The organism is Comamonas sp. Z3, assembly GCF_008121565.1.
Lineage (GTDB): Bacteria > Pseudomonadota > Gammaproteobacteria > Burkholderiales > Burkholderiaceae_C > Comamonas > Comamonas brasiliensis.
This window is the reverse complement of the sequence record NZ_VOQU01000011.1, coordinates 92305-110179: the sequence shown is the minus strand read 5'-3', so window position 1 is coordinate 110179 and position 17875 is coordinate 92305. Positions and strand designations below refer to the sequence as shown.

The window sequence follows — 17875 nt, the reverse complement described above, 5'->3', positions numbered from 1 at the left end:
CGTTATGCCTTGGCCTGGGCGGCCAGCGCCTCAGCCTGCTTGCGATCGGCTTCGGCACGCAGGGCCTCGGCCAGCTCTTCCTCGGCGCTCTTGTCGCTGAGCTTGCCCATGGGGTCGGGGCCGTCACCGGTCAGGAAGGCAATGCGCTTGATCAGCTCGGAGATGCCCTGCAGCAGCAGCAAGGTGATGCCCACAGGAATCGCTGTCCACACAGGCCAGCGGATCAGTCCGCCGGGGTTGCCCGACACCTCGCCGGACTGGTACATCTGAATCACCACCGGCATGCTCAGCCACAGAATGGTCAGGCATAGAGGCGTGAGAAAGAAGGCAAAGCCGATGATGTCGATCCAGACCTGGGCCTTTTTGGACAGACGGCTGTTGATCACATCGATGCGCACATGCTCGCGGTGCAGCAGGGTGTAGCCCGCCGCAATCAGAAAGGACCATGCGAACAGATACCACTGGACTTCCAGAAAGGCATTGGAGCTGGTGTCGAAGGCCTTGCGAACAATGGCGTTGGCGGCGCTGATGAAGGTGGCGGCAAATATCAGCCAGATTGAATATTTGCCGACAAAGGCGTTGAGCCTGTCGATAGCCCTGGACAGGGCAAGTAAAGCCTGCATGGTGTCTCCAAAAAGTAGGCCGTGTATGCGTCGCGCTGTTGGGGCTGGTAAGCCTTAGGGCGATCTGAGTTTTTGAACCGAACTGGAGATTCTACGGACGCAGGTATGGTGTTTTTTACAAATACGCAGGCAAATGTGGCGCCCGAGCGTCAGTTGTGTCTGCTATGCGGACGATAGCTGGAAGCGCATGACTGGTAACGCTTAGGTGATTGTTTTATTGAGGTATTTTGGGTTGTTAATGGGCTTTGATGCTAGTGTGCGCCTGCTGTCGTGGAGGGGGCTGTGTGCTGAAACTAGGGCAAATCCGGAGAGAGTAAAACTGCCCTGAATCCGGTTCAAGACCTCTTATTTGCTGGCGAGTCGACGGTAGAGCGTGGCCCGGCTCAATCCCAGGTTGCGGGCTGCCACGCTTACATTTCCGTGCGCCTCCTGCATGGCCTGCTGAATCAGCAGCAACTCGCTGGTGCGCAGCGGCGTGGCCATGGCATTGGCAGGCAATCCCCGGCTGGCTGCGCCGGAGCCCGTCATAACGGGAGCGCGCAGCAAGGGGCCGGCCTGTGCCAGCGCCAGCAGGCGCAGACCGGACCACAGCGGCAGTTGCATTGGCGCCTCGGGCCTCTGGCGCGCATGCTCGATCAGATGGCTCCAGGGCAGGGCCAGCAGCTCATGGCTCTGAATGAGCGAGTCCTCCCCGGGGGCTTGCAGAGGACGTGGCACCAGTTGCCTGGCCACGGTATTGCTGCCCAGCAATCGGCCTTCGGCATCAAACACCATCAGGCCTTCGCCCTCCTGGCCCAGCGGCCCGCCGGGCCAGTTCACGCGCAGCAGCAGGGTGTGAGGCAGGGCCCGCAGCAATCGATCTTCGATGGCGCGTGCGCAGCGCAGCGCCAGCAGCAGCAGCTCGGGGCGCTCGGGGACATCAATGCCGGTGATGTCCAGCATGCCCAGGCATTCGCCCTGAGGGCCGAATACCGGTGCGCCTGCGCAGCTGTAGTCGCGCAGATCGTCGAAAAAATGCTCCTGCCTGTGCAGCCATACCGGGCTGAGTTCGGCCAGTGTCGCGCCTATGGCCGAGGTGCCCACGCCGCGCTCGGACAGATCCACACCGACACGGCCCACGGCCAGCGCGCGCAGATCGCTGTGGTCCACGGGGCCTTGAACTTCCAGGGCCAGTCCCTGGGCATCGGTCAGCAGACAGAAGTAGCGCATGGCGCCCACGGCCGCGACCAGTTGCGTCATGACCGGACGTGCGGCCTGCAGCAGCAGCTGGTGCTTGTCCTGGGCGTGGCGCAGCGCGTGAGGTCCGACGGCCTCGAACTCCACTGTTTGAGCGGGATGACGGCCCTGCGCCACGCAGCGCTGCCAAGAGCGCCAGAGCCAGGGGGCAAGACCAGACGGTACCAGCGCATGGGATGAGTCCATCGCCAGCAACTGCTGCCTGGCCTGGGCAAGCAGGGAATGGCGTGCACCTGGATGGGCTGCGGCTTGCGTGGATGTGGCGAGGCTGGCGGGCGACATGAGGACTCCGGACAGTGTTTCATTTTGAGAATATCTGCGCGTGTTTCGCCTGGCCTGGGGGTCAACCCTAGCGCCTTGCATGGTGGTAACTGCCCACCATAGAGAGTGCGGTTGTGCTTTGTTACCCAATTCTTCGGATATAGGCAGGAGGCATCACGATGAATGTTCAGTTCACGGTCAATGGCCGCGCGGCCAGCATTGACGTCCCCCCCAATACCTTGCTGGTGCAGGCGCTGCGTGAACAGCTGCGCCTGACGGGTACCCATGTGGGCTGCGATACCAGCCAGTGCGGAGCCTGCACGGTGCTGGTCAATGGCAAGGCCATCAAGTCCTGCACCATGCTGGCCGTGCAGGCCCAGGGTGCCGAGGTCCAGACCATAGAGGGCATGGCTGCTGCCGATGGAACCATGCACCCCATGCAGGCGGCCTTCAAGCAGTGTCATGGCCTGCAGTGCGGCTTCTGCACGCCCGGCATGGTGATGAGTGCGGTGGATCTCTGCCGCCAGAAGCCCGGCGCCACCGATGCCGAGATCCGCGAACTGCTCGAAGGCAATATCTGCCGCTGCACGGGCTACCAGAACATCGTCGCCGCCGTCAAAGCGGGTCGTGACGGCATGAGCGCCACCTGAGCAGCGCATCACAACTAGAAGAGGAGACACACCATGGGTGCATCTGACTTTTCCAAGCTGCCGCATATCGGCGAAGCCGTCCTGCGCCGCGAGGATGATCGCTTTCTGACCGGCGCTGGCCAGTACACGGACGACATCACGCTGGGCGCACAGGCGTATGCGGTGTTTGTGCGCTCGCCCCATGCCCATGCGAGGCTGCGCAGCGTCAACGTGGATGCCGCCAAGGCGGCACCAGGCGTGGTCGAGGTGCTCACGGGTGCCGATGTGGCGGCCGCCGGCATCAACGGCCTGCCCTGCGGCTGGCTGATCACCAGCACCAATGGCGAGCCCATGAAGGAGCCGCCGCACCCGATACTGGCCCTCGATACCGTGCGCTATGTGGGCGACCAGGTGGCCATGGTGGTCGCCGAGACCCTGCAGCAGGCGCGTGATGCGGCCGAGCTGGTGGAGGTCGATTACGCGGTGCTGCCAGCGGTCGTGAACGTGGCCGACGCGGCGGGCGGCAAAAAGCCCGGTGCCGTGGTCCACGATATCGCTCCCGACAACCGTTGCTACCAGTGGGCGATTGGCGACAAGGCGGCAGTGGATGCGGTGTTTGCCGGCGCCGCCCATGTGACCCGTCTGGACCTGGTCAACAACCGCCTGATACCCAATGCCATGGAGCCGCGCGTGGCCATAGGCAGCTACAACCGCGCCATGGACGAGTACACGCTGTACGTGGCCAACCAGAACCCGCACGTGGAGCGGCTGCTGATGACGGCCTTCGTCATGGGCCTGCCAGAGAGCAAGGTGCGCGTGATTGCGCCCGATGTGGGCGGCGGCTTTGGCTCCAAGATCTTTCTGTATGCCGAGGATGTCTGCCTGACCTGGGCTGCCAAGAAGCTCAACCGCAATATCAAGTGGACGGCCGATCGCAGCGAGTCCTTTCTGACCGATGCGCATGGCCGCGACCATGTCAGCCATGCCGAGATGGCCATGGATGCCGATGGTAAGTTCCTCGCCATGCGTGTGCACACCGACGCGAATCTGGGCGCCTACCTGTCCACTTTCGCCAGCGCGGTGCCCACCATCCTTTATGCCACCTTGCTGGCGGGCCAGTACACCACGCCGCAAATCCATATCGAGGTCGATGCCTGGTTCACCAACACTTCCCCCGTGGATGCCTATCGGGGCGCTGGCCGTCCCGAGGCCACGTACCTGCTCGAACGCCTGGTCAGCCGCTGTGCCTGGGAAATGAATCTGTCCCAGGCCGAGATCAGGCGTCGCAACTTCATCACCAGCTTTCCCTATCAGACGCCCGTGGCGCTGCAGTACGACATCGGCGACTACCAGGCTTGCATGGATCAGGCCGAGCAACTGGCCGATGTGGCGGGCTTTGCGGCGCGGCGCGCAGCCAGCGAGGCCAGAGGCCTCAAGCGCGGCCTGGGCTACAGCAGCTACATCGAAGCCTGCGGTCTGGCGCCCAGCAATATTGCCGGGGCGCTGGGCGCACGTGCCGGTCTGTTCGAGTGCGGCGAGGTGCGCGTCCACCCCACGGGCAGCGTGACGGTGTTCACGGGCTCGCACAGTCATGGCCAGGGGCATGAGACGACTTTTGCCCAGGTGGTGGCGGCGCGGCTGGGCATTGCCGTCGAGCATGTCGAGATCGTCCATGGCGATACGGGTCGCGTGCCCTTTGGCATGGGAACCTATGGCTCGCGCTCCATCAGCGTGGGTGGCGCTGCCATCATGAAGGCGCTGGACAAGATCGAGGCCAAGGCCAAGAAGATCGCCGCCCACCTGATGGAGGCCAGCGATGCCGACATCGATTTTGCGGGAGGCGAGTTCACGGTGCGCGGCACCGACAGAAAGCTGCCGTTTGCCCAGATTGCGCTGACGGCCTATGTGCCGCACAACTATCCACTGGACAAGCTGGAGCCGGGGCTGGACGAGACTGCTTTCTACGACCCCACCAACTTCACCTTCCCGGCCGGCACCTATATCTGCGAGGTCGAGGTGGACCCTGCCACGGGCGTGGTGCGCGTCGACCGCTTCAGTGCCGTGGACGATTTCGGCACCATCATCAACCCCATGATCGTGGAGGGTCAGGTTCATGGCGGACTGGCCCAGGGGATAGGTCAGGCGCTGCTGGAGAACTGCGTCTACGACCGTGACTCGGGTCAGTTGCTGACCGGCAGCTTCATGGACTACGCCATGCCCCGCGCCGACGATCTGCCCGACTTCAAGCTGGGCACGGTCTGCACGCCCTGCACTCACAACCCGCTGGGCACCAAGGGCTGCGGCGAGGCCGGGGCCATAGGCTCGCCGCCCGCCGTCATCAATGCCGTGCTCGATGCCCTGCATTCCCTGGGCGTCAAGGACCTGGACATGCCTGCCAGCCCACATCGGGTGTGGGAGGCCATCGATGCTGCACGCCCCTGAGGCACCCGACTGAGAGGAAGAGAGGACAACACATATGTATGCCTTCAGTTACTCCACCCCCCGGACGCTGGATGAGGTGAGCGCTGCCAGCGGTCAGTTTCTGGCCGGCGGCCAGAGCCTGATTCCTTCCATGAAGCTGCGCCTGGCCCAGCCCGGCGCGATTGTGGATCTCAACCAGGTCGATGGCCTGGCGGGAATCCGCGTCGGCGGCGATCAGGTCGAGATCGGCGCCATGACGCGTCATGCCGATGTCGCCGCCAGCCGCGAGGTCCAGGCAGCCATTCCTGCGCTGGCCGAGTTGGCCGGCGGTATTGGCGACCGCCAGGTGCGAGCGCGCGGCACGATGGGCGGCTCGCTGGCCAATAACGACCCTGCGGCCTGCTATCCCAGTGCGGTGCTGGGTCTGGGTGCTGTCGTGGTCACCAGTCGGCGCGAGATTGCGGCAGACGACTTCTTCCAGGGCATGTACACCACGGCACTGGAAGAGGGGGAACTGATCAAGGCGGTGCGCTTTCCCGTGCCCAGAAAGGCTGCCTATATCAAGTTCAAGCAGCCCGCGTCGCGCTTTGCGCTGGTGGGCGTGTTTGTGGCGCAGACGGCGCAGGGCGTGCGCGTGGCCGTGACCGGTGCGGGACTATCGGTCTTCCGCCACGCAGGGCTGGAAGCGGCGCTCAACCAGAGTCTCACGGCGGCTGCGGCGGCTGCGGTGCCTATTGACGACAGCGAGCTCAACAGCGATCTGCACGCGAGTGCGCGCTACCGGGCGCAGCTGATCAGCGTCCTGACGCAGCGGGCGGTGGATCAACTGCTCTCTCCCTGAGCGGCTTTGTCTGAGTGGCTGCTCCTGCCTGGGCGGAGGGCAGCCTCGCCACGGGTGGGGCGAGTGGGCGGTCGGCCGGGGCGTTTGCTTGCCGTCTCCTTGCGGCAGTGTGACTGTCATAGGATGTGATTTTTGAATGAAAAGTGGCTTAATCCCTTATCAGTAAAGCGCAAGCAGCTATGAATACTGAAGTGAAAAGCGCTCTGCAGTCGGTGGATGGGCTGCTCGCCGCCTTGCAGGAGGTAGGCTATTTTGCGGACCGGCGTCTGGCCACGGCCGTGTTTCTGGCGCTCAGGCTTCAGCGGCCCCTGCTGCTGGAGGGCGAGCCGGGCGTTGGCAAGACCTCGCTGGCGCAGGCGCTGTCCCAGGTGCTGGCGCGGCAGCTGATCAGGCTGCAGTGCTATGACGGCCTGGAGCAGCGGGAAGCGCTGTATGAATGGAATTACGCCGCGCAGCTGTTGCACCTGCGCGCGGCCGAGCTGCGTGGCGCGGCGGAACTGGAAGCTGTCGAGCAGGAGGTCTATCAGCCTCGCTATCTGGTACGCCGCCCTTTGCTGCAGGCCCTGCAGGCACCTGCGCCTGGCGCGGTGCTGCTGATTGACGAGGTGGACCGGGCCGACGAGCCTTTCGAGGCATTTTTGCTCGAGTATCTGGGCGAGTACCAGGTCAGCATTCCCGAGCTCGGCGTCGTCCGTGCCCAGGTGCCGCCCGTGACCATTCTTACCAGCAATCGCACGCGCGATCTGCATGATGCGGTCAAGCGCCGCTGTCTGTACCACTGGCTGGACTACCCCGAACGCGAGCGCGAGCTGGCCATTGTCCAGTCCAAGGTGCCCGAAGCCGGGGCGGCGTTGACCGAACAGATCGCCAGTTTTGTGGACCGGCTGCGCAGCCGCCCGTTTGCCGATGCCTTCGAGCGCACGCCCGGCATTGCCGAAAGCGTGGAGTGGGCCAAGGCACTGGTAGCGCTAGACACGCTGGTCATAGACCCCGAGCTGGTGCACGAGACGGCGGGCATTCTGTTCAAGCAGCGCGAAGATGTGGCGGCGCTCACTCCAGAGCGTCTGCAGCAATTGCTGGAGCCCGATGCCACAGCCTGAGCTGCAAGCGCAGTCGCCAGAGCGGCCCGCAAGCGCGAGCTGGTGGGGGGACGCGCGCAGCGGCAAACTGCCCATCAATCTGCTGGGGTTTGGCCGCGCGCTGCGCCGTGCGGGGCTGGCGGTGGATGCCGAGCGCCTGGCACTGGCCCTGCAAGGCCTGATGCTGGTGGGGATGAACCGCGAGGACGTGGCCGCCGCGCTGGAGGCCGTGCTGGTTTCACGCGAACAGGACCTGGCGGTCTTTCGCGAATTGTTTGCTGCCTACTTTCGCAATCCCGAGGTGGCCCGGCAGCTTCTGAGCCAGTTGCTGCCGGGCTCGCCGGAGGCGGCCAGGCCGCGTCACAGGCCACGTGTGCAGGAGGCCTTGTCGGCGATTCGTGCCGCACAGCAAAAGCCCGCGAGCGAGGAACTGGCGCTGGATGCCGCCATGTCGGCCAGCGACCGGCACAGGCTGCAGCATGCGGATTTCAACCAGCTCAGTGCCAGCGAGTACCGCCTGGTGCAGCAACTGGCGCGCGATATCCGCTTGCCGCTGCCCAGCTATCGCAGTCGCAGAAGCGAGCTGCGCGCCTCGGGGCTGCGTGTGCACTGGCCCGCCAGTCTGAAAGCTGCGGCAGCCACGGGCGGCGAGCTGGCAAGTCTCAAATGGCGCAGGCGCAAGCGGCTGCCCATGCCCTGGCTGGCGCTGGTCGATGTGTCGGGCTCCATGGAGCGTTATGTGCGTCTGCTGCTGGCATTTCTGCACCAGGCCACCAGCCCCCGGCGCTATCCGCAGCTGCGCCGCCATGTCTACAGCCTGGGAACCGGCCTGCAGGAGCTGGACCGGGCTTTCGCCCACAGCGACCCCGATGCCATGCTGGCCCAGCTCAATCACGACATCGATGATTTCGGCGGCGGCACCTGCCTGGGGGAATGCCTGGCGCAGCTGCGCCGGCAGCAGGCTCGCCATCTGGTGGGCAGGCGTACCCTGGTGCTGCTGGTCAGCGACGGGCTGGATACCGGCGACAGTGCGCTGCTGGAGCGGGAGCTGCAGTGGCTGGCACGGCACAGCGCGCGCATTGTCTGGCTCAACCCCTTGTTGCGCTTTGACGGGTATGCCCCGCTGGCCAAGGGCGCGCAGGTGCTGCATCGTCACAGCCATGCCATGCTGGCCGTGCACAACCTGCAGTCATTGCAGCAACTGGCTGCGCACCTGGCGAAGCTGCTGCAGCTGCCGCACCGAGATTGAAAAGGAGAACACCATGGAAATGCATGCCAGCCGCCCTCTTGCCGTGAGCCAGCAGCAGGCCTGGGAGGCGCTCAACGATCCGCAAACCTTGCAGCAATGCCTAGCCGGCTGCGAAAAGTTCGAGGATGCGGGCGATGGCTCCTATGCCGTGATCATGTCCGTGAAGATCGGTCCGGTATCGGCCAAGTTCAACGGCCGGGTCACGCTGTCGGATGTGCAGCCGCCCAAGAGCTACACGATTGCCTTTGAAGGACAGGGCGGTGTGGCCGGCTTTGGCAAGGGCCAGGCCAAGGTGGATCTGACTCCCACCGATGAACGCCACTGCGAGCTGCACTACGAGGTGCAGGCCCAGGTCGGCGGCAAGATTGCCCAACTGGGCCAGCGGCTGATCGACGGCGCTGCCAAGAGCATGGCCGAGGATTTCTTTGCGCGCTTCGAAGCCGTGATGCAGCAGCGCCACCCGAGCGAGCCGCCCGAAGACGAAGGCAGTGCGGAGGAGCCGGATACACGCTCCTGGGAGCACGATGCGGCCTCCACCAGCTACGCTCCGCTGGACGCCACACCCTCGGCGCCGCCGCGCGAATCGTCTGGCATCCCCGTCTGGGCCTGGGGCCTGGGGGCTGTCATCGCTCTGGGCGCGCTCTGGCTGCTGACTCGCTGACCAGCGCATCAATAAAAAAGCCCCTGGGCCTGAGGCCAGGGGCTTGGTGCAGGTGGCTTAGCCTTATTGAGGCTGGGCGTGGAAAGCCTTGTTGGCGATCTTCCAGCCCTGCTCGGTCTTGAGCAGCACAAAGTAGTCGGTGAAGGTCACGGCACCATGGTAGAGCGTGACCTTGGCCATGGCGGCCGTGCCCACGATGTCCAGGGAGTCGATGACGCGGCGACGCGTGGCTTCGTCGGCGGCGGGCGTGTTCTTGAAGCGCTGGCAGTAGAAGTCCAGGTCCCAGGAGGTCAGCGGGCCTTCGCGCACGGACTCCAGCCGGGCCGTGAGCATGAAGGCTGCGCGCATATGCTCGGCCTTGTCTTCGGCATGGCCGCGCATGTACAGCTCCAGCGGCACGCGCACGGCGGCTTCTTCGGGGTGATTGGTCAGGCGTTCGGTGGTCATATGGGTTTCTCCTTGGAGCCGGATTCCTTGCGCCGCAAGGCGGACGCAGCAAGGGGCGGTGTCAGCCGCCAAGCATGAGGCCTGAAAACACCGACATTGAGGCTATGAAAGTCAGCACTGTTTTAGTCTGCCAAGAGGGAACTTAACGAGGTAAACCCGAGGTAAAGCCGGGGTAAATGCTGGCAAAGCCGGCGCTGCCTGACCCGGGATTTGCTTGCAACTGGATACCATTGGCGCCAATTCAGGCTCGAAATTCCTGCGCTCAACCATGTCCAGCTCATCCCATCTGCACCCCAATCGTCATTTTTTACAGCAGGGCAAGGTCCGGCCCGCCTTGCTTGCCACGGTGGTGCTCGCTGTGGCGGCCGCTGGCGGCGGCTATTGGTGGTATACGCAAAAACAGGGCGCAAGCGGCGATACGTCTGCGTCTGCAGCTCCTAAACAGGGAGCGGGTGGGCCTGGCGCACGCGCCGGGCGCAACGGTCGCGCAGGGCCGGGCGGCCCCGGCGGCATGAGCCAGGCTCAGCCTGTGAGCGTCGGAGTGGTGGAGCAGCGTGACATGCGTGTGCTCGTCAGCGCCATTGGCACCATGAATGCACGTGCCACGGCTGTGGTGCGTGCCAAGGTTTCGGGCGAGCTGCTCAAGCTGCACTTCAAGGAAGGTGACGAGGTCAAGGCCGGTCAGTTGCTGGCAGAGATCGACCCGCGCAGTTTTGCAGCCTCGCTGGCGCAGGTGCAGGGCTCTCTGGCGCGCGATCAGGCCCAGCTCAAGAATGCGCAGCTGGATCTGCAGCGCTACAAGGAGCTGCAGGCCCAGGACTCGATAGCCCGCCAGCAGGTCGATACCCAGGCCGCGCTGGTGCGCCAGCTGCAGGGCACGGTGGCGGCCGATCAGGGTCAGGTCGATGCGGCCAAGCTGCAGCTGAGCTATACCAAGATCACGGCTCCCATCTCGGGCCGCCTAGGCCTGCGCCAGGCCGACCTCGGCAACGTGGTCAATCCTTCCGATACCAACGGGCTGGTGACGATCACCCAGATTCGCCCCATCGATGCCGTCTTCTCCATCCCCGAAGCCCATGTGGGGACGCTGGCCCAGCAACTGCGCGAGGGCAAGGTCATGCCCGTCGAACTCTGGGACCGCGAGCAAAAGCAGATACTGGCCAAGGGCCAGCTCAATGCGCTGGACAACACCATCGACACGACCACGGGCACGGTCAAGGCCAAGGCCTCGTTCGACAACGCGGAGCGCAAGCTGTTCGCGAATCAGTTCGTCAACGTCAAGCTGCAGCTGCGCCAGATCGATCAGGCGCTGGTCGTGCCCGCGAATGCGGTGCAGAACAACTTTGTCTATCTGGTCAAACCCGACAACACGGTCACCCAGCGCAAGATCACGGTGGGGGTGACGGACGGTGACTATGTCAGCGTGCGCGGCGAACTGGAGCCCGGCGACAAGGTGGTGACCGACGGCATCGACCGTCTGCGCGAAGGCGCCCAGGTAACGGTGGTGGACTCGGAAAAAGTCAAGAAGGTCGACCAGGCCGTGCAGGATGCTGCCAGCCAGCCGCGCGGCATGATGCGCAACCTCAGTCCCGAGCAGCGTGAAAAAGTCTCCAAGATGACGCCCGAGGAACGCAAGGAGTTCTTCCAGAAGCTGCGCGCCGAGCGCGGTGCCAATGGCGGCAATGCGGGCCCGGGCCCGGGACCTCGCGGCGCGGACGCCCGTGGCGATCAGCCGCGTGAGGTGCAGGGCAGTCCCTCCAGGCCGGACGCCAAGGCCGATGCAAAGCCGGATGCCAAGCCTGCCGCTGCGAACGAGGCCAGGTCCCAGGCCGGCGCCGAGCGTGGTGACGGCGGCGAGGGCCGAGCCGAGAGAGCCGAGGGCCGGGGCGACCGTCCCCAGCTGACGCCCGAGCAGCGCGCCAAGCTGGAGGCCCTGTCGCCCGAAGAGCGCCGCGCCTTCTTCCAGAGGCTGCGCGCCGAGCGCGAAGCCAATGGTCAGACCGGTACGGCAGCCGGCGGCACGAGTCGCTGAGCATAGTCAGAGCCTGCGGCCATCATGAATCTCTCGCGCCTCTTCATTCTCAGACCCATCGCCACCAGCTTGCTGATGGTGGCGGTGCTGATCTCGGGCATTCTTGCCTACCGTCTGCTGCCCATCTCGGCCCTGCCCGAGGTGGACTATCCCACCATACAGGTCACCACGCTCTACCCCGGGGCCAGCCCCGATGTGATGACCTCCAATGTCACGGCACCGCTGGAGCGCCAGTTCGGTCAGATGCCGGGCCTGGACCAGATGTCCTCGACCAGTTCGGGTGGCGCATCGGTCATCAGCCTGCGCTTTGCGCTCGATATGTCCATGGACGTGGCCGAGCAGCAGGTGCAGGCCGCGATCAACGCGGGCACCAATCTGCTGCCCAGCGATCTGCCCATGCCCCCGCTCTACAGCAAGGTCAACCCGGCCGATGCGCCGGTGCTGACGCTGGCCATCAGCTCGCCTTCGCTGCCCGTCATCAGGATCAACGACCTGGTGGAGAACCGTCTTGCGCCCAAGCTCTCCCAGGTCAAGGGCGTGGGTCTGGTGGCCATTGCCGGTGCGCGCCGCCCGGCCGTGCGCATTCAGGCCAATCCGGCTGCGCTGGCCAGCTTCGGCATGACGCTGGATGATGTGCGCACCGCCATCTCTGCGGCCAACGTCAAGACCGCCAAGGGCAGCTTTGACGGCCCCAACCGCGCATCGACCATCGATGCCAACGACCAGATGCAGTCGGCGGCCGAGTATCGCAACCTCATCATCGCCTTCAAGAACGGCAATCCCGTGCGCCTGTCCGATGTGGCGCAGACCGTGGACGACGCCGAGAACACGCGTCTGGCCGCCTGGTCGGGTACACCGGAGACCGGCTCCAAGTCGGCCGTGATTCTCAATATCCGTCGCCAGCCCGGCGCGAATGTGATCGAAACGGTCGATGCCATCAAGAACCTGCTGCCCCAGCTCAAGGAGACACTGCCTGCCTCCGTCGACGTGCAGGTGCTGACCGATCGCACCGTGACCATTCGCGCCTCGGTCAAGGATATGCAGTTCGAGCTGGCCCTGGCCATCGCCCTGGTGGTGATGGTGATCTTCCTGTTTCTGCGCAGCGCATCGGCCACGCTGATTCCCAGCGTGGCGGTGCCGCTGTCGCTGATAGGCACCTTCGGCGTCATGTATCTGGCGGGTTTTTCCATCAACAATCTCACGCTGATGGCCCTGACCATCGCCACGGGCTTTGTGGTGGACGATGCCATCGTGATGATCGAGAACATTGCCCGCTATGTGGAAAAGGGCGAGGCGCCCATGCAGGCCGCGCTCAAGGGCGCCAGGCAGATCGGCTTCACCATCATCTCGCTGACCATCTCCCTGGTCGCGGTGCTGATTCCGCTGCTGTTCATGGGGGATGTGGTGGGGCGTCTGTTCCACGAATTCGCCATCACCATGACGGTGGCGATTCTGATCTCGGCCGTGGTTTCGCTCACGCTGACCCCCATGCTGTGCGCGCGCCTGCTGCGACACCGGCCCGAGGGCGAGAAGAACCAGGCGCAGTCCAAGGGCTTGGGCGCTGCGGTCGCGCGCTTTTTCGACAAGGTGATTGCCGGGTACGGCCGCATGCTGACCTGGGTGCTGGATCACAGCAAGCTGACCTGGCTGGTGTTCATCGCCACGCTGGTGGTCACGGTGCTGCTGTACTTCGTTGTGCCCAAGGGCTTCTTCCCGGAGCAGGATACGGGCACGATTGCCGCGACCACCGAGGCCGACCAGTCCATCTCCTTTGCCGCCATGGCCGAGCGCCAGCAGGCGCTGGCCGAGCATTTGCTCAAGGACCCGGCCGTGGCTTCCATCTCCTCGTTTATCGGCGTCGATGGAACCAATACCACGCTGAATACCGGCCGCATTCAGATCGACCTCAAGCCCCATGCCCAGCGTGACCGCCTGCCGGTGGTGCTCAATCGCCTGGCCGACGATTCCCAGGCCGTGCCCGGTATCCGCCTCTATGCCCAGCCCGTGCAGGACCTGACGATAGAAGACCGCCAGGCCCGCACCCAGTACCAGCTGCTGCTTTCCTCGCCGGACATGAACCAGCTCACGGCCAGTACCCGAATTCTGGTGGAGCGTCTGCAGCAACTGCCCCAGTTGCTGGATGTGAGCAGCGATCTGCAGAACCAGGGCCGTCAGGCCTATGTGCAGATCGACCGTGCCCAGGCCAGCCGTCTGGGCGTGACGGTCTCGTCGGTGGACTCGGCCCTCTACAACGCTTTCGGCCAGCGCCTGATCTCCACCATCTTCACGCAATCCAACCAGTACCGGGTGGTGCTGGAGGTGGCGCCGCAGTTCAAGATCGGGCCCGAGGCCTTGCAGAACATCTATGCCGCATCCAGCAACGGAGCGCCGGTGCCGCTGTCCTCGATTGCCACGGTGAGCGAGCGCCCGATGGCACTGGCCGTCAACCATGTGGGGCAGCTGCCTGCGGCCACCATTTCGTTCAACACCGCATCCGGTGTGTCGCTGGGCCATGCGGTGGAGGCGGCCCAGGCCATCATCGGGCAGCTGCGCGACGAAGGGCAGATTCCGCTGTCGGTGGACTCGCAGTTCCAGGGCGCAGCGCTGGCTTTCCAGGCCTCGCTGTCCAATACCCTGCTGCTGGTGCTGGCCGCCATCATCACCATGTACATCGTGCTGGGCGTGCTCTACGAGAGCACGATTCACCCGATCACGATTCTCTCCACCCTGCCGTCGGCGGGCGTGGGGGCGCTGCTGGCCTTGCTGGTGGCGGGGCTGGATCTGGACATCATCGCCATCATCGGCATCATCTTGCTGATCGGCATCGTCAAGAAGAACGCCATCATGATGATCGACTTCGCGCTGGACGCCCAGCGCGAGGAAGGCATGAATGCGCGCGACGCGATCTACCAGGCCTGTCTGCTGCGCTTCCGCCCGATTCTCATGACCACGCTGGCGGCCCTGCTGAGCGCGCTGCCCATGATGCTGGGAACGGGCGTGGGCAGCGAGCTGCGCCAGCCGCTGGGCGTGACTCTGGTGGGCGGGCTGCTGCTGAGCCAGCTGCTGACCCTGTTCACCACGCCGGTGATCTATCTGACCTTTGAGGGCTGGGCCGAGGGCTGGCGCACCAGGCGCGGCCTGCCGGCCGTCAAGCATGTGCCGCATTCGGAAGCCGAAGTCATGGGCGAGGCAGGCGATGGCGACCGGGACGGGGCGCGTCCATGAGCATCTCCACGCCCTTCATCTTCCGACCCATTGCGACCATGCTGCTGACCATCGGCATGGCCCTGGTGGGCGGCGTGGCCTATTTTCTGCTGCCTGTGGCGCCGCTGCCGCAGGTGGACTATCCGACGATTTCGGTGACCGCCAGCCTGCCCGGCGCGGCGCCGGACACCATGGCGGCCACCGTGGCCACGCCGCTGGAGCGTGCCCTGGGCGCGATTGCCGGTGTCAACGAGATGACGTCCAGCTCCAGCATGGGCAGCACGCGCATCACGCTGCAGTTCGATCTGACGCGCACGGTGGACAGCGCCGCCCATGACGTGCAGGCCGCCATCAATGCTGCGCGCACGCTGCTGCCCTCGGGCATGCCGGGCAACCCGACCTATCGCAAGGTCAATCCGGCAGACGCGCCCATCATGATTCTGGCGCTGACTTCGGATTCGCTCACGCGTGGCCAGATGTATGACGCGGCCTCCACGGTGCTGGCCCAGAAGCTGGCCCAGGTGGAAGGCGTGGGCCAGGCATCGATCAACGGCGGCGCGCTGCCGGCCGTGCGCGTGGAGCTGGATCCGGTGCGTCTGGCGGCCAATGGCGTATCGCTGGATGCCGTGCGTACAGCCATCACCGCCACCAATGCCAATCGCCCCCTGGGCGCCGTGGAGCGTGAAGACCATTACTGGCAGGTGGCGACCAACGACCAGGCCCGCACCGCCGCCGAGTACGCGCCCCTGGTGCTGCGCTGGAACAACGGCAATGCGGTGCGCCTTTCCGATGTGGCCGACGTCACCGACTCCGTGCAGGATGTTCGCAACTACGGCGTCATGAACGGCAAGCCCGCCGTGCTGCTGCAGGTGTTCAAGCAGCCCGACGCCAATATCCTGCAGTCCGTGGACAAGGTGCGCGCCATGCTGCCCCAGCTCAGGGCATCGATCAATCCGGCCATCGATGTCACGGTGATCTCGGATCGCACGCCCACGCTGCGCGCCTCGGTCAAGGAGGTGCAGAACGCGCTGCTGATCTCGATAGCGCTGGTCATCATGGTGGTGTTCGTCTTTCTGCGCCGGCTGCGCGCCACGCTGATTCCGGCCGTGGCCGTGCCAGCGTCGCTGATGGGCACCTTCGGCATCATGTACCTGTGCGGCTACACGCTGGATAATCTCTCGCTGATGGCGCTGACGGTGGCCGCAGGCTTTGTGGTGGACGATGCCATCGTGGTGCTGGAGAACGTGATGCGCCACATGGAGCGCGGCAAGTCCGCGATGCAGGCGGCCATCGAAGGCGCGCGCGAAATCGGCTTCACCGTGGTCTCCATGAGTCTGTCGCTGATTGCGGTGTTCGTGCCCATTCTGTTCATGGCCGGCGTCGTGGGGCGCTTCTTTCGTGAATTTGCCGTGGTCATGTCGGCGGCGATTCTGGTCTCCATGATCATCTCGCTGACCACCACGCCCATGATGTGTGCGGCCCTGCTGCGCACGCCTGCCGACGAGGAGCGCCGCCGCGCCGAGCGTGCCCGGCGCCCGTTCACGCGCCGCTGGGATGCCTTCTGGCTGCGCGTCTCGCTGGCCATGGATCGCTTCGAGGCGCGTGTGACGGCGCTGTACCGTCACACCCTGGCCTGGGGGCTGCGCCACCAGCCCGTGGTGCTGCTCAGTCTGGTGGCGGTCATCGGCCTCAACATCCATCTCTACCAGACCATAGACAAGGGCTTCATGCCCAGTGAGGACACGGGCCGCGTCATGGGTTTCATCCGTGCCGACCAGTCCACGTCCTTCCAGGCCATGGAGCGCCGCATCAAGCGTTTTCTCGATGTGGTGCAGCAGGACCCGGCGGTGGAGTATGTGACCGGCTTTACCGGCGGCGGCCAGGCCAATTCGGCCAATATGTTCATGTCGCTCAAGCCCATGGCCGAGCGCAAGGTGTCGAGTGACGAGGTCATCAACCGCCTGCGTGAAAAGCTCAAGGACGAACCCGGTGCGCGCCTGTTCATGATGACCCAGAGCGATGTGCGCATTGGCGGGCGCCAGAGCATGTCCTCCTATCAGTACACGCTGCAGGCCGACGATACGGCCGAGCTGCGCCTGTGGGAGCCGCGCATCCGTCAGGTGCTGTCCACGCTGCCGGAGCTGACCGATGTCAACAGCGATGTGCAGGACAACGGCATGCAGACCAAGCTGGTCATAGACCGCGACCAGGCCACGCGCCTGGGCCTGACGGTGGCGCAGATCGACAACACGCTCAACGATGCCTTCGGCCAGCGCCAGGTGGGCGTGATCTACAACCCGCTCAACCAGTACCGTGTGGTGATGACGGCCTCGTCCCAGTATCTGCAGAGCCCGGAGACGCTGCGCGGCTTCTTCTTCGTCAACAGCGCGGGCCAGCAGATTCCGCTGACGGCCTTTGCCAGGATCACCACCTCGACCACGCCGTTGTCCGTGCAGCACCAGAGCGGTACGCCGGCCAGCACCGTGAGCTACAACCTGTCGCCCAATGTCTCGCTGTCGCAGGCCAATGACGCGATCCGCAATGCCATGCTGGAGCTGGGCGTTCCGGTGTCCATTCGCGGCAGCTTCAGCGGCTCGGCCGGGGCCTTCCAGCAGGCGCTGGCGGGTCAGCCCCTGCTGATTCTCGCGGCCATCATCACCATCTATCTGGTGCTGGGCATCCTCTACGAGAACCTGGTCCACCCGCTGACGATTCTGTCCACCTTGCCCTCGGCCGGCGTGGGGGCGCTGCTGGCGCTGATGTGGTTCAAGACCGAGTTCTCGCTGATCGCCTTCATCGGCGTGATCCTGCTGATCGGGCTGGTCAAGAAGAACGCCATCATGATGATCGACTTCGCGCTGGAGCGCGAGAAAGGCGGTCATGCCACGGCGGCCCAGGCCATCTATCGGGCCTGCCATCTGCGCCTGCGCCCCATACTGATGACCACCATGGCGGCCCTGTTCGGCGCGCTGCCCCTGGCCCTGGGCCGGGGCGACGGTGCCGAGCTGCGCCAGCCCCTGGGCATTGCGATCGTGGGCGGCCTGCTGCTGAGCCAGTTGCTCACGCTCTACACCACGCCCGTGGTCTATGTGCTGCTGGACCGTGTGCGCCGCAGTGTGTTGCGCCTCTGGGCGCGCCGTCCGGCCAGAAGGCGCGGCGGCCAGGCCTCTGTCATGGCTGAGGCGAAGTGAG

General features: G+C 64.9%; 12 protein-coding genes. 9 read left to right on the top strand and 3 right to left on the bottom strand.

Annotated features, from left to right (window positions below; genetic code table 11):
- Positions 1 to 2 precede the first annotated feature (2 nt).
- Both FSY59_RS25950 and FSY59_RS25945 read right to left on the bottom strand, forming a co-directional pair.
- Positions 3 to 623: a TRAP transporter small permease subunit gene (locus FSY59_RS25950; protein WP_003052854.1), complete on the bottom strand. Its 621-nt coding sequence runs from the start codon at positions 621 to 623 to the stop codon at positions 3 to 5.
- A 345-nt stretch (positions 624 to 968) separates the two neighbouring features.
- Positions 969 to 2141 carry a helix-turn-helix domain-containing protein gene (locus FSY59_RS25945; RefSeq protein ID WP_003052856.1) on the bottom strand — a complete coding sequence of 391 codons (1173 nt, stop codon included), beginning with the start codon at positions 2139 to 2141 and terminating at the stop codon, positions 969 to 971.
- 158 nt (positions 2142 to 2299) lie between these two features.
- Here FSY59_RS25945 and FSY59_RS25940 point away from each other — a divergent pair, with 158 nt between their 5' ends.
- The 6 genes from FSY59_RS25940 (at position 2300) to FSY59_RS25915 (ending at position 9000) form a co-directional block, all read left to right on the top strand.
- Positions 2300 to 2770 carry a (2Fe-2S)-binding protein gene (locus FSY59_RS25940; RefSeq protein ID WP_003052858.1) on the top strand — a complete coding sequence of 157 codons (471 nt, stop codon included), beginning with the start codon at positions 2300 to 2302 and terminating at the stop codon, positions 2768 to 2770.
- Positions 2771 to 2803: 33 nt separating this feature from the next.
- A complete protein-coding gene (locus FSY59_RS25935) occupies positions 2804 to 5191 on the top strand; it encodes a xanthine dehydrogenase family protein molybdopterin-binding subunit (RefSeq protein ID WP_043374373.1) in 2388 nt (795 codons plus the stop codon).
- 34 nt (positions 5192 to 5225) lie between these two features.
- Entirely contained in the window at positions 5226 to 6011 is a 786-nt protein-coding gene (locus FSY59_RS25930; RefSeq protein ID WP_003052862.1) for a xanthine dehydrogenase family protein subunit M, read from the top strand.
- Positions 6012 to 6190: 179 nt separating this feature from the next.
- Positions 6191 to 7111 carry a MoxR family ATPase gene (locus tag FSY59_RS25925; RefSeq protein WP_148729958.1) on the top strand — a complete coding sequence of 307 codons (921 nt, stop codon included), beginning with the start codon at positions 6191 to 6193 and terminating at the stop codon, positions 7109 to 7111.
- Positions 7098 to 8339 carry a VWA domain-containing protein gene (locus FSY59_RS25920; protein WP_148729957.1) on the top strand — a complete coding sequence of 414 codons (1242 nt, stop codon included), beginning with the start codon at positions 7098 to 7100 and terminating at the stop codon, positions 8337 to 8339. The genes FSY59_RS25925 and FSY59_RS25920 overlap by 14 nt, the downstream gene beginning before the upstream one ends.
- Before the next feature lie 13 nt (positions 8340 to 8352).
- Positions 8353 to 9000 carry a CoxG family protein gene (locus FSY59_RS25915; protein WP_148729956.1) on the top strand — a complete coding sequence of 216 codons (648 nt, stop codon included), beginning with the start codon at positions 8353 to 8355 and terminating at the stop codon, positions 8998 to 9000.
- A 63-nt stretch (positions 9001 to 9063) separates the two neighbouring features.
- Here the strand turns inward: FSY59_RS25915 and FSY59_RS25910 are convergent, their stop codons facing one another.
- On the bottom strand, positions 9064 to 9447 hold the full coding sequence (locus FSY59_RS25910; RefSeq protein WP_148729955.1) for a nuclear transport factor 2 family protein: 384 nt from the start codon (positions 9445 to 9447) through the stop codon (positions 9064 to 9066).
- A 268-nt stretch (positions 9448 to 9715) separates the two neighbouring features.
- Here FSY59_RS25910 and FSY59_RS25905 point away from each other — a divergent pair, with 268 nt between their 5' ends.
- The 3 genes from FSY59_RS25905 to FSY59_RS25895 are packed head-to-tail and all read left to right on the top strand — an operon-like array spanning position 9716 to position 17874.
- Positions 9716 to 11479 carry an MdtA/MuxA family multidrug efflux RND transporter periplasmic adaptor subunit gene (locus FSY59_RS25905; RefSeq protein WP_148729954.1) on the top strand — a complete coding sequence of 588 codons (1764 nt, stop codon included), beginning with the start codon at positions 9716 to 9718 and terminating at the stop codon, positions 11477 to 11479.
- A gap of 24 nt (positions 11480 to 11503) precedes the next feature.
- The gene (locus tag FSY59_RS25900) at positions 11504 to 14704 is read left to right on the top strand and encodes an MdtB/MuxB family multidrug efflux RND transporter permease subunit (protein ID WP_003052876.1); all 3201 of its coding nucleotides are present in this window, start codon (positions 11504 to 11506) and stop codon (positions 14702 to 14704) included.
- Positions 14701 to 17874 (top strand): efflux RND transporter permease subunit, encoded by a 3174-nt coding sequence (locus FSY59_RS25895; RefSeq protein WP_003052878.1) that lies wholly within the window; start codon positions 14701 to 14703, stop codon positions 17872 to 17874. The genes FSY59_RS25900 and FSY59_RS25895 overlap by 4 nt, the downstream gene beginning before the upstream one ends.
- Position 17875: the final 1 nt, after the last annotated feature.

What these genes read in the sequence shown, in the direction of transcription:
- FSY59_RS25950 (WP_003052854.1), bottom strand. Translation starts at nt 623, where the DNA reads ATGCAGGCTTTACTTGCCCTGTCCAGGGCTATCGACAGGCTCAACGCC.
- FSY59_RS25945 (WP_003052856.1), bottom strand. Translation starts at nt 2,141, where the DNA reads ATGTCGCCCGCCAGCCTCGCCACATCCACGCAAGCCGCAGCCCATCCA.
- FSY59_RS25940 (WP_003052858.1), top strand. Translation starts at nt 2,300, where the DNA reads ATGAATGTTCAGTTCACGGTCAATGGCCGCGCGGCCAGCATTGACGTC.
- FSY59_RS25935 (WP_043374373.1), top strand. Translation starts at nt 2,804, where the DNA reads ATGGGTGCATCTGACTTTTCCAAGCTGCCGCATATCGGCGAAGCCGTC.
- FSY59_RS25930 (WP_003052862.1), top strand. Translation starts at nt 5,226, where the DNA reads ATGTATGCCTTCAGTTACTCCACCCCCCGGACGCTGGATGAGGTGAGC.
- FSY59_RS25925 (WP_148729958.1), top strand. Translation starts at nt 6,191, where the DNA reads ATGAATACTGAAGTGAAAAGCGCTCTGCAGTCGGTGGATGGGCTGCTC.
- FSY59_RS25920 (WP_148729957.1), top strand. Translation starts at nt 7,098, where the DNA reads ATGCCACAGCCTGAGCTGCAAGCGCAGTCGCCAGAGCGGCCCGCAAGC.
- FSY59_RS25915 (WP_148729956.1), top strand. Translation starts at nt 8,353, where the DNA reads ATGGAAATGCATGCCAGCCGCCCTCTTGCCGTGAGCCAGCAGCAGGCC.
- FSY59_RS25910 (WP_148729955.1), bottom strand. Translation starts at nt 9,447, where the DNA reads ATGACCACCGAACGCCTGACCAATCACCCCGAAGAAGCCGCCGTGCGC.
- FSY59_RS25905 (WP_148729954.1), top strand. Translation starts at nt 9,716, where the DNA reads ATGTCCAGCTCATCCCATCTGCACCCCAATCGTCATTTTTTACAGCAG.
- FSY59_RS25900 (WP_003052876.1), top strand. Translation starts at nt 11,504, where the DNA reads ATGAATCTCTCGCGCCTCTTCATTCTCAGACCCATCGCCACCAGCTTG.
- FSY59_RS25895 (WP_003052878.1), top strand. Translation starts at nt 14,701, where the DNA reads ATGAGCATCTCCACGCCCTTCATCTTCCGACCCATTGCGACCATGCTG.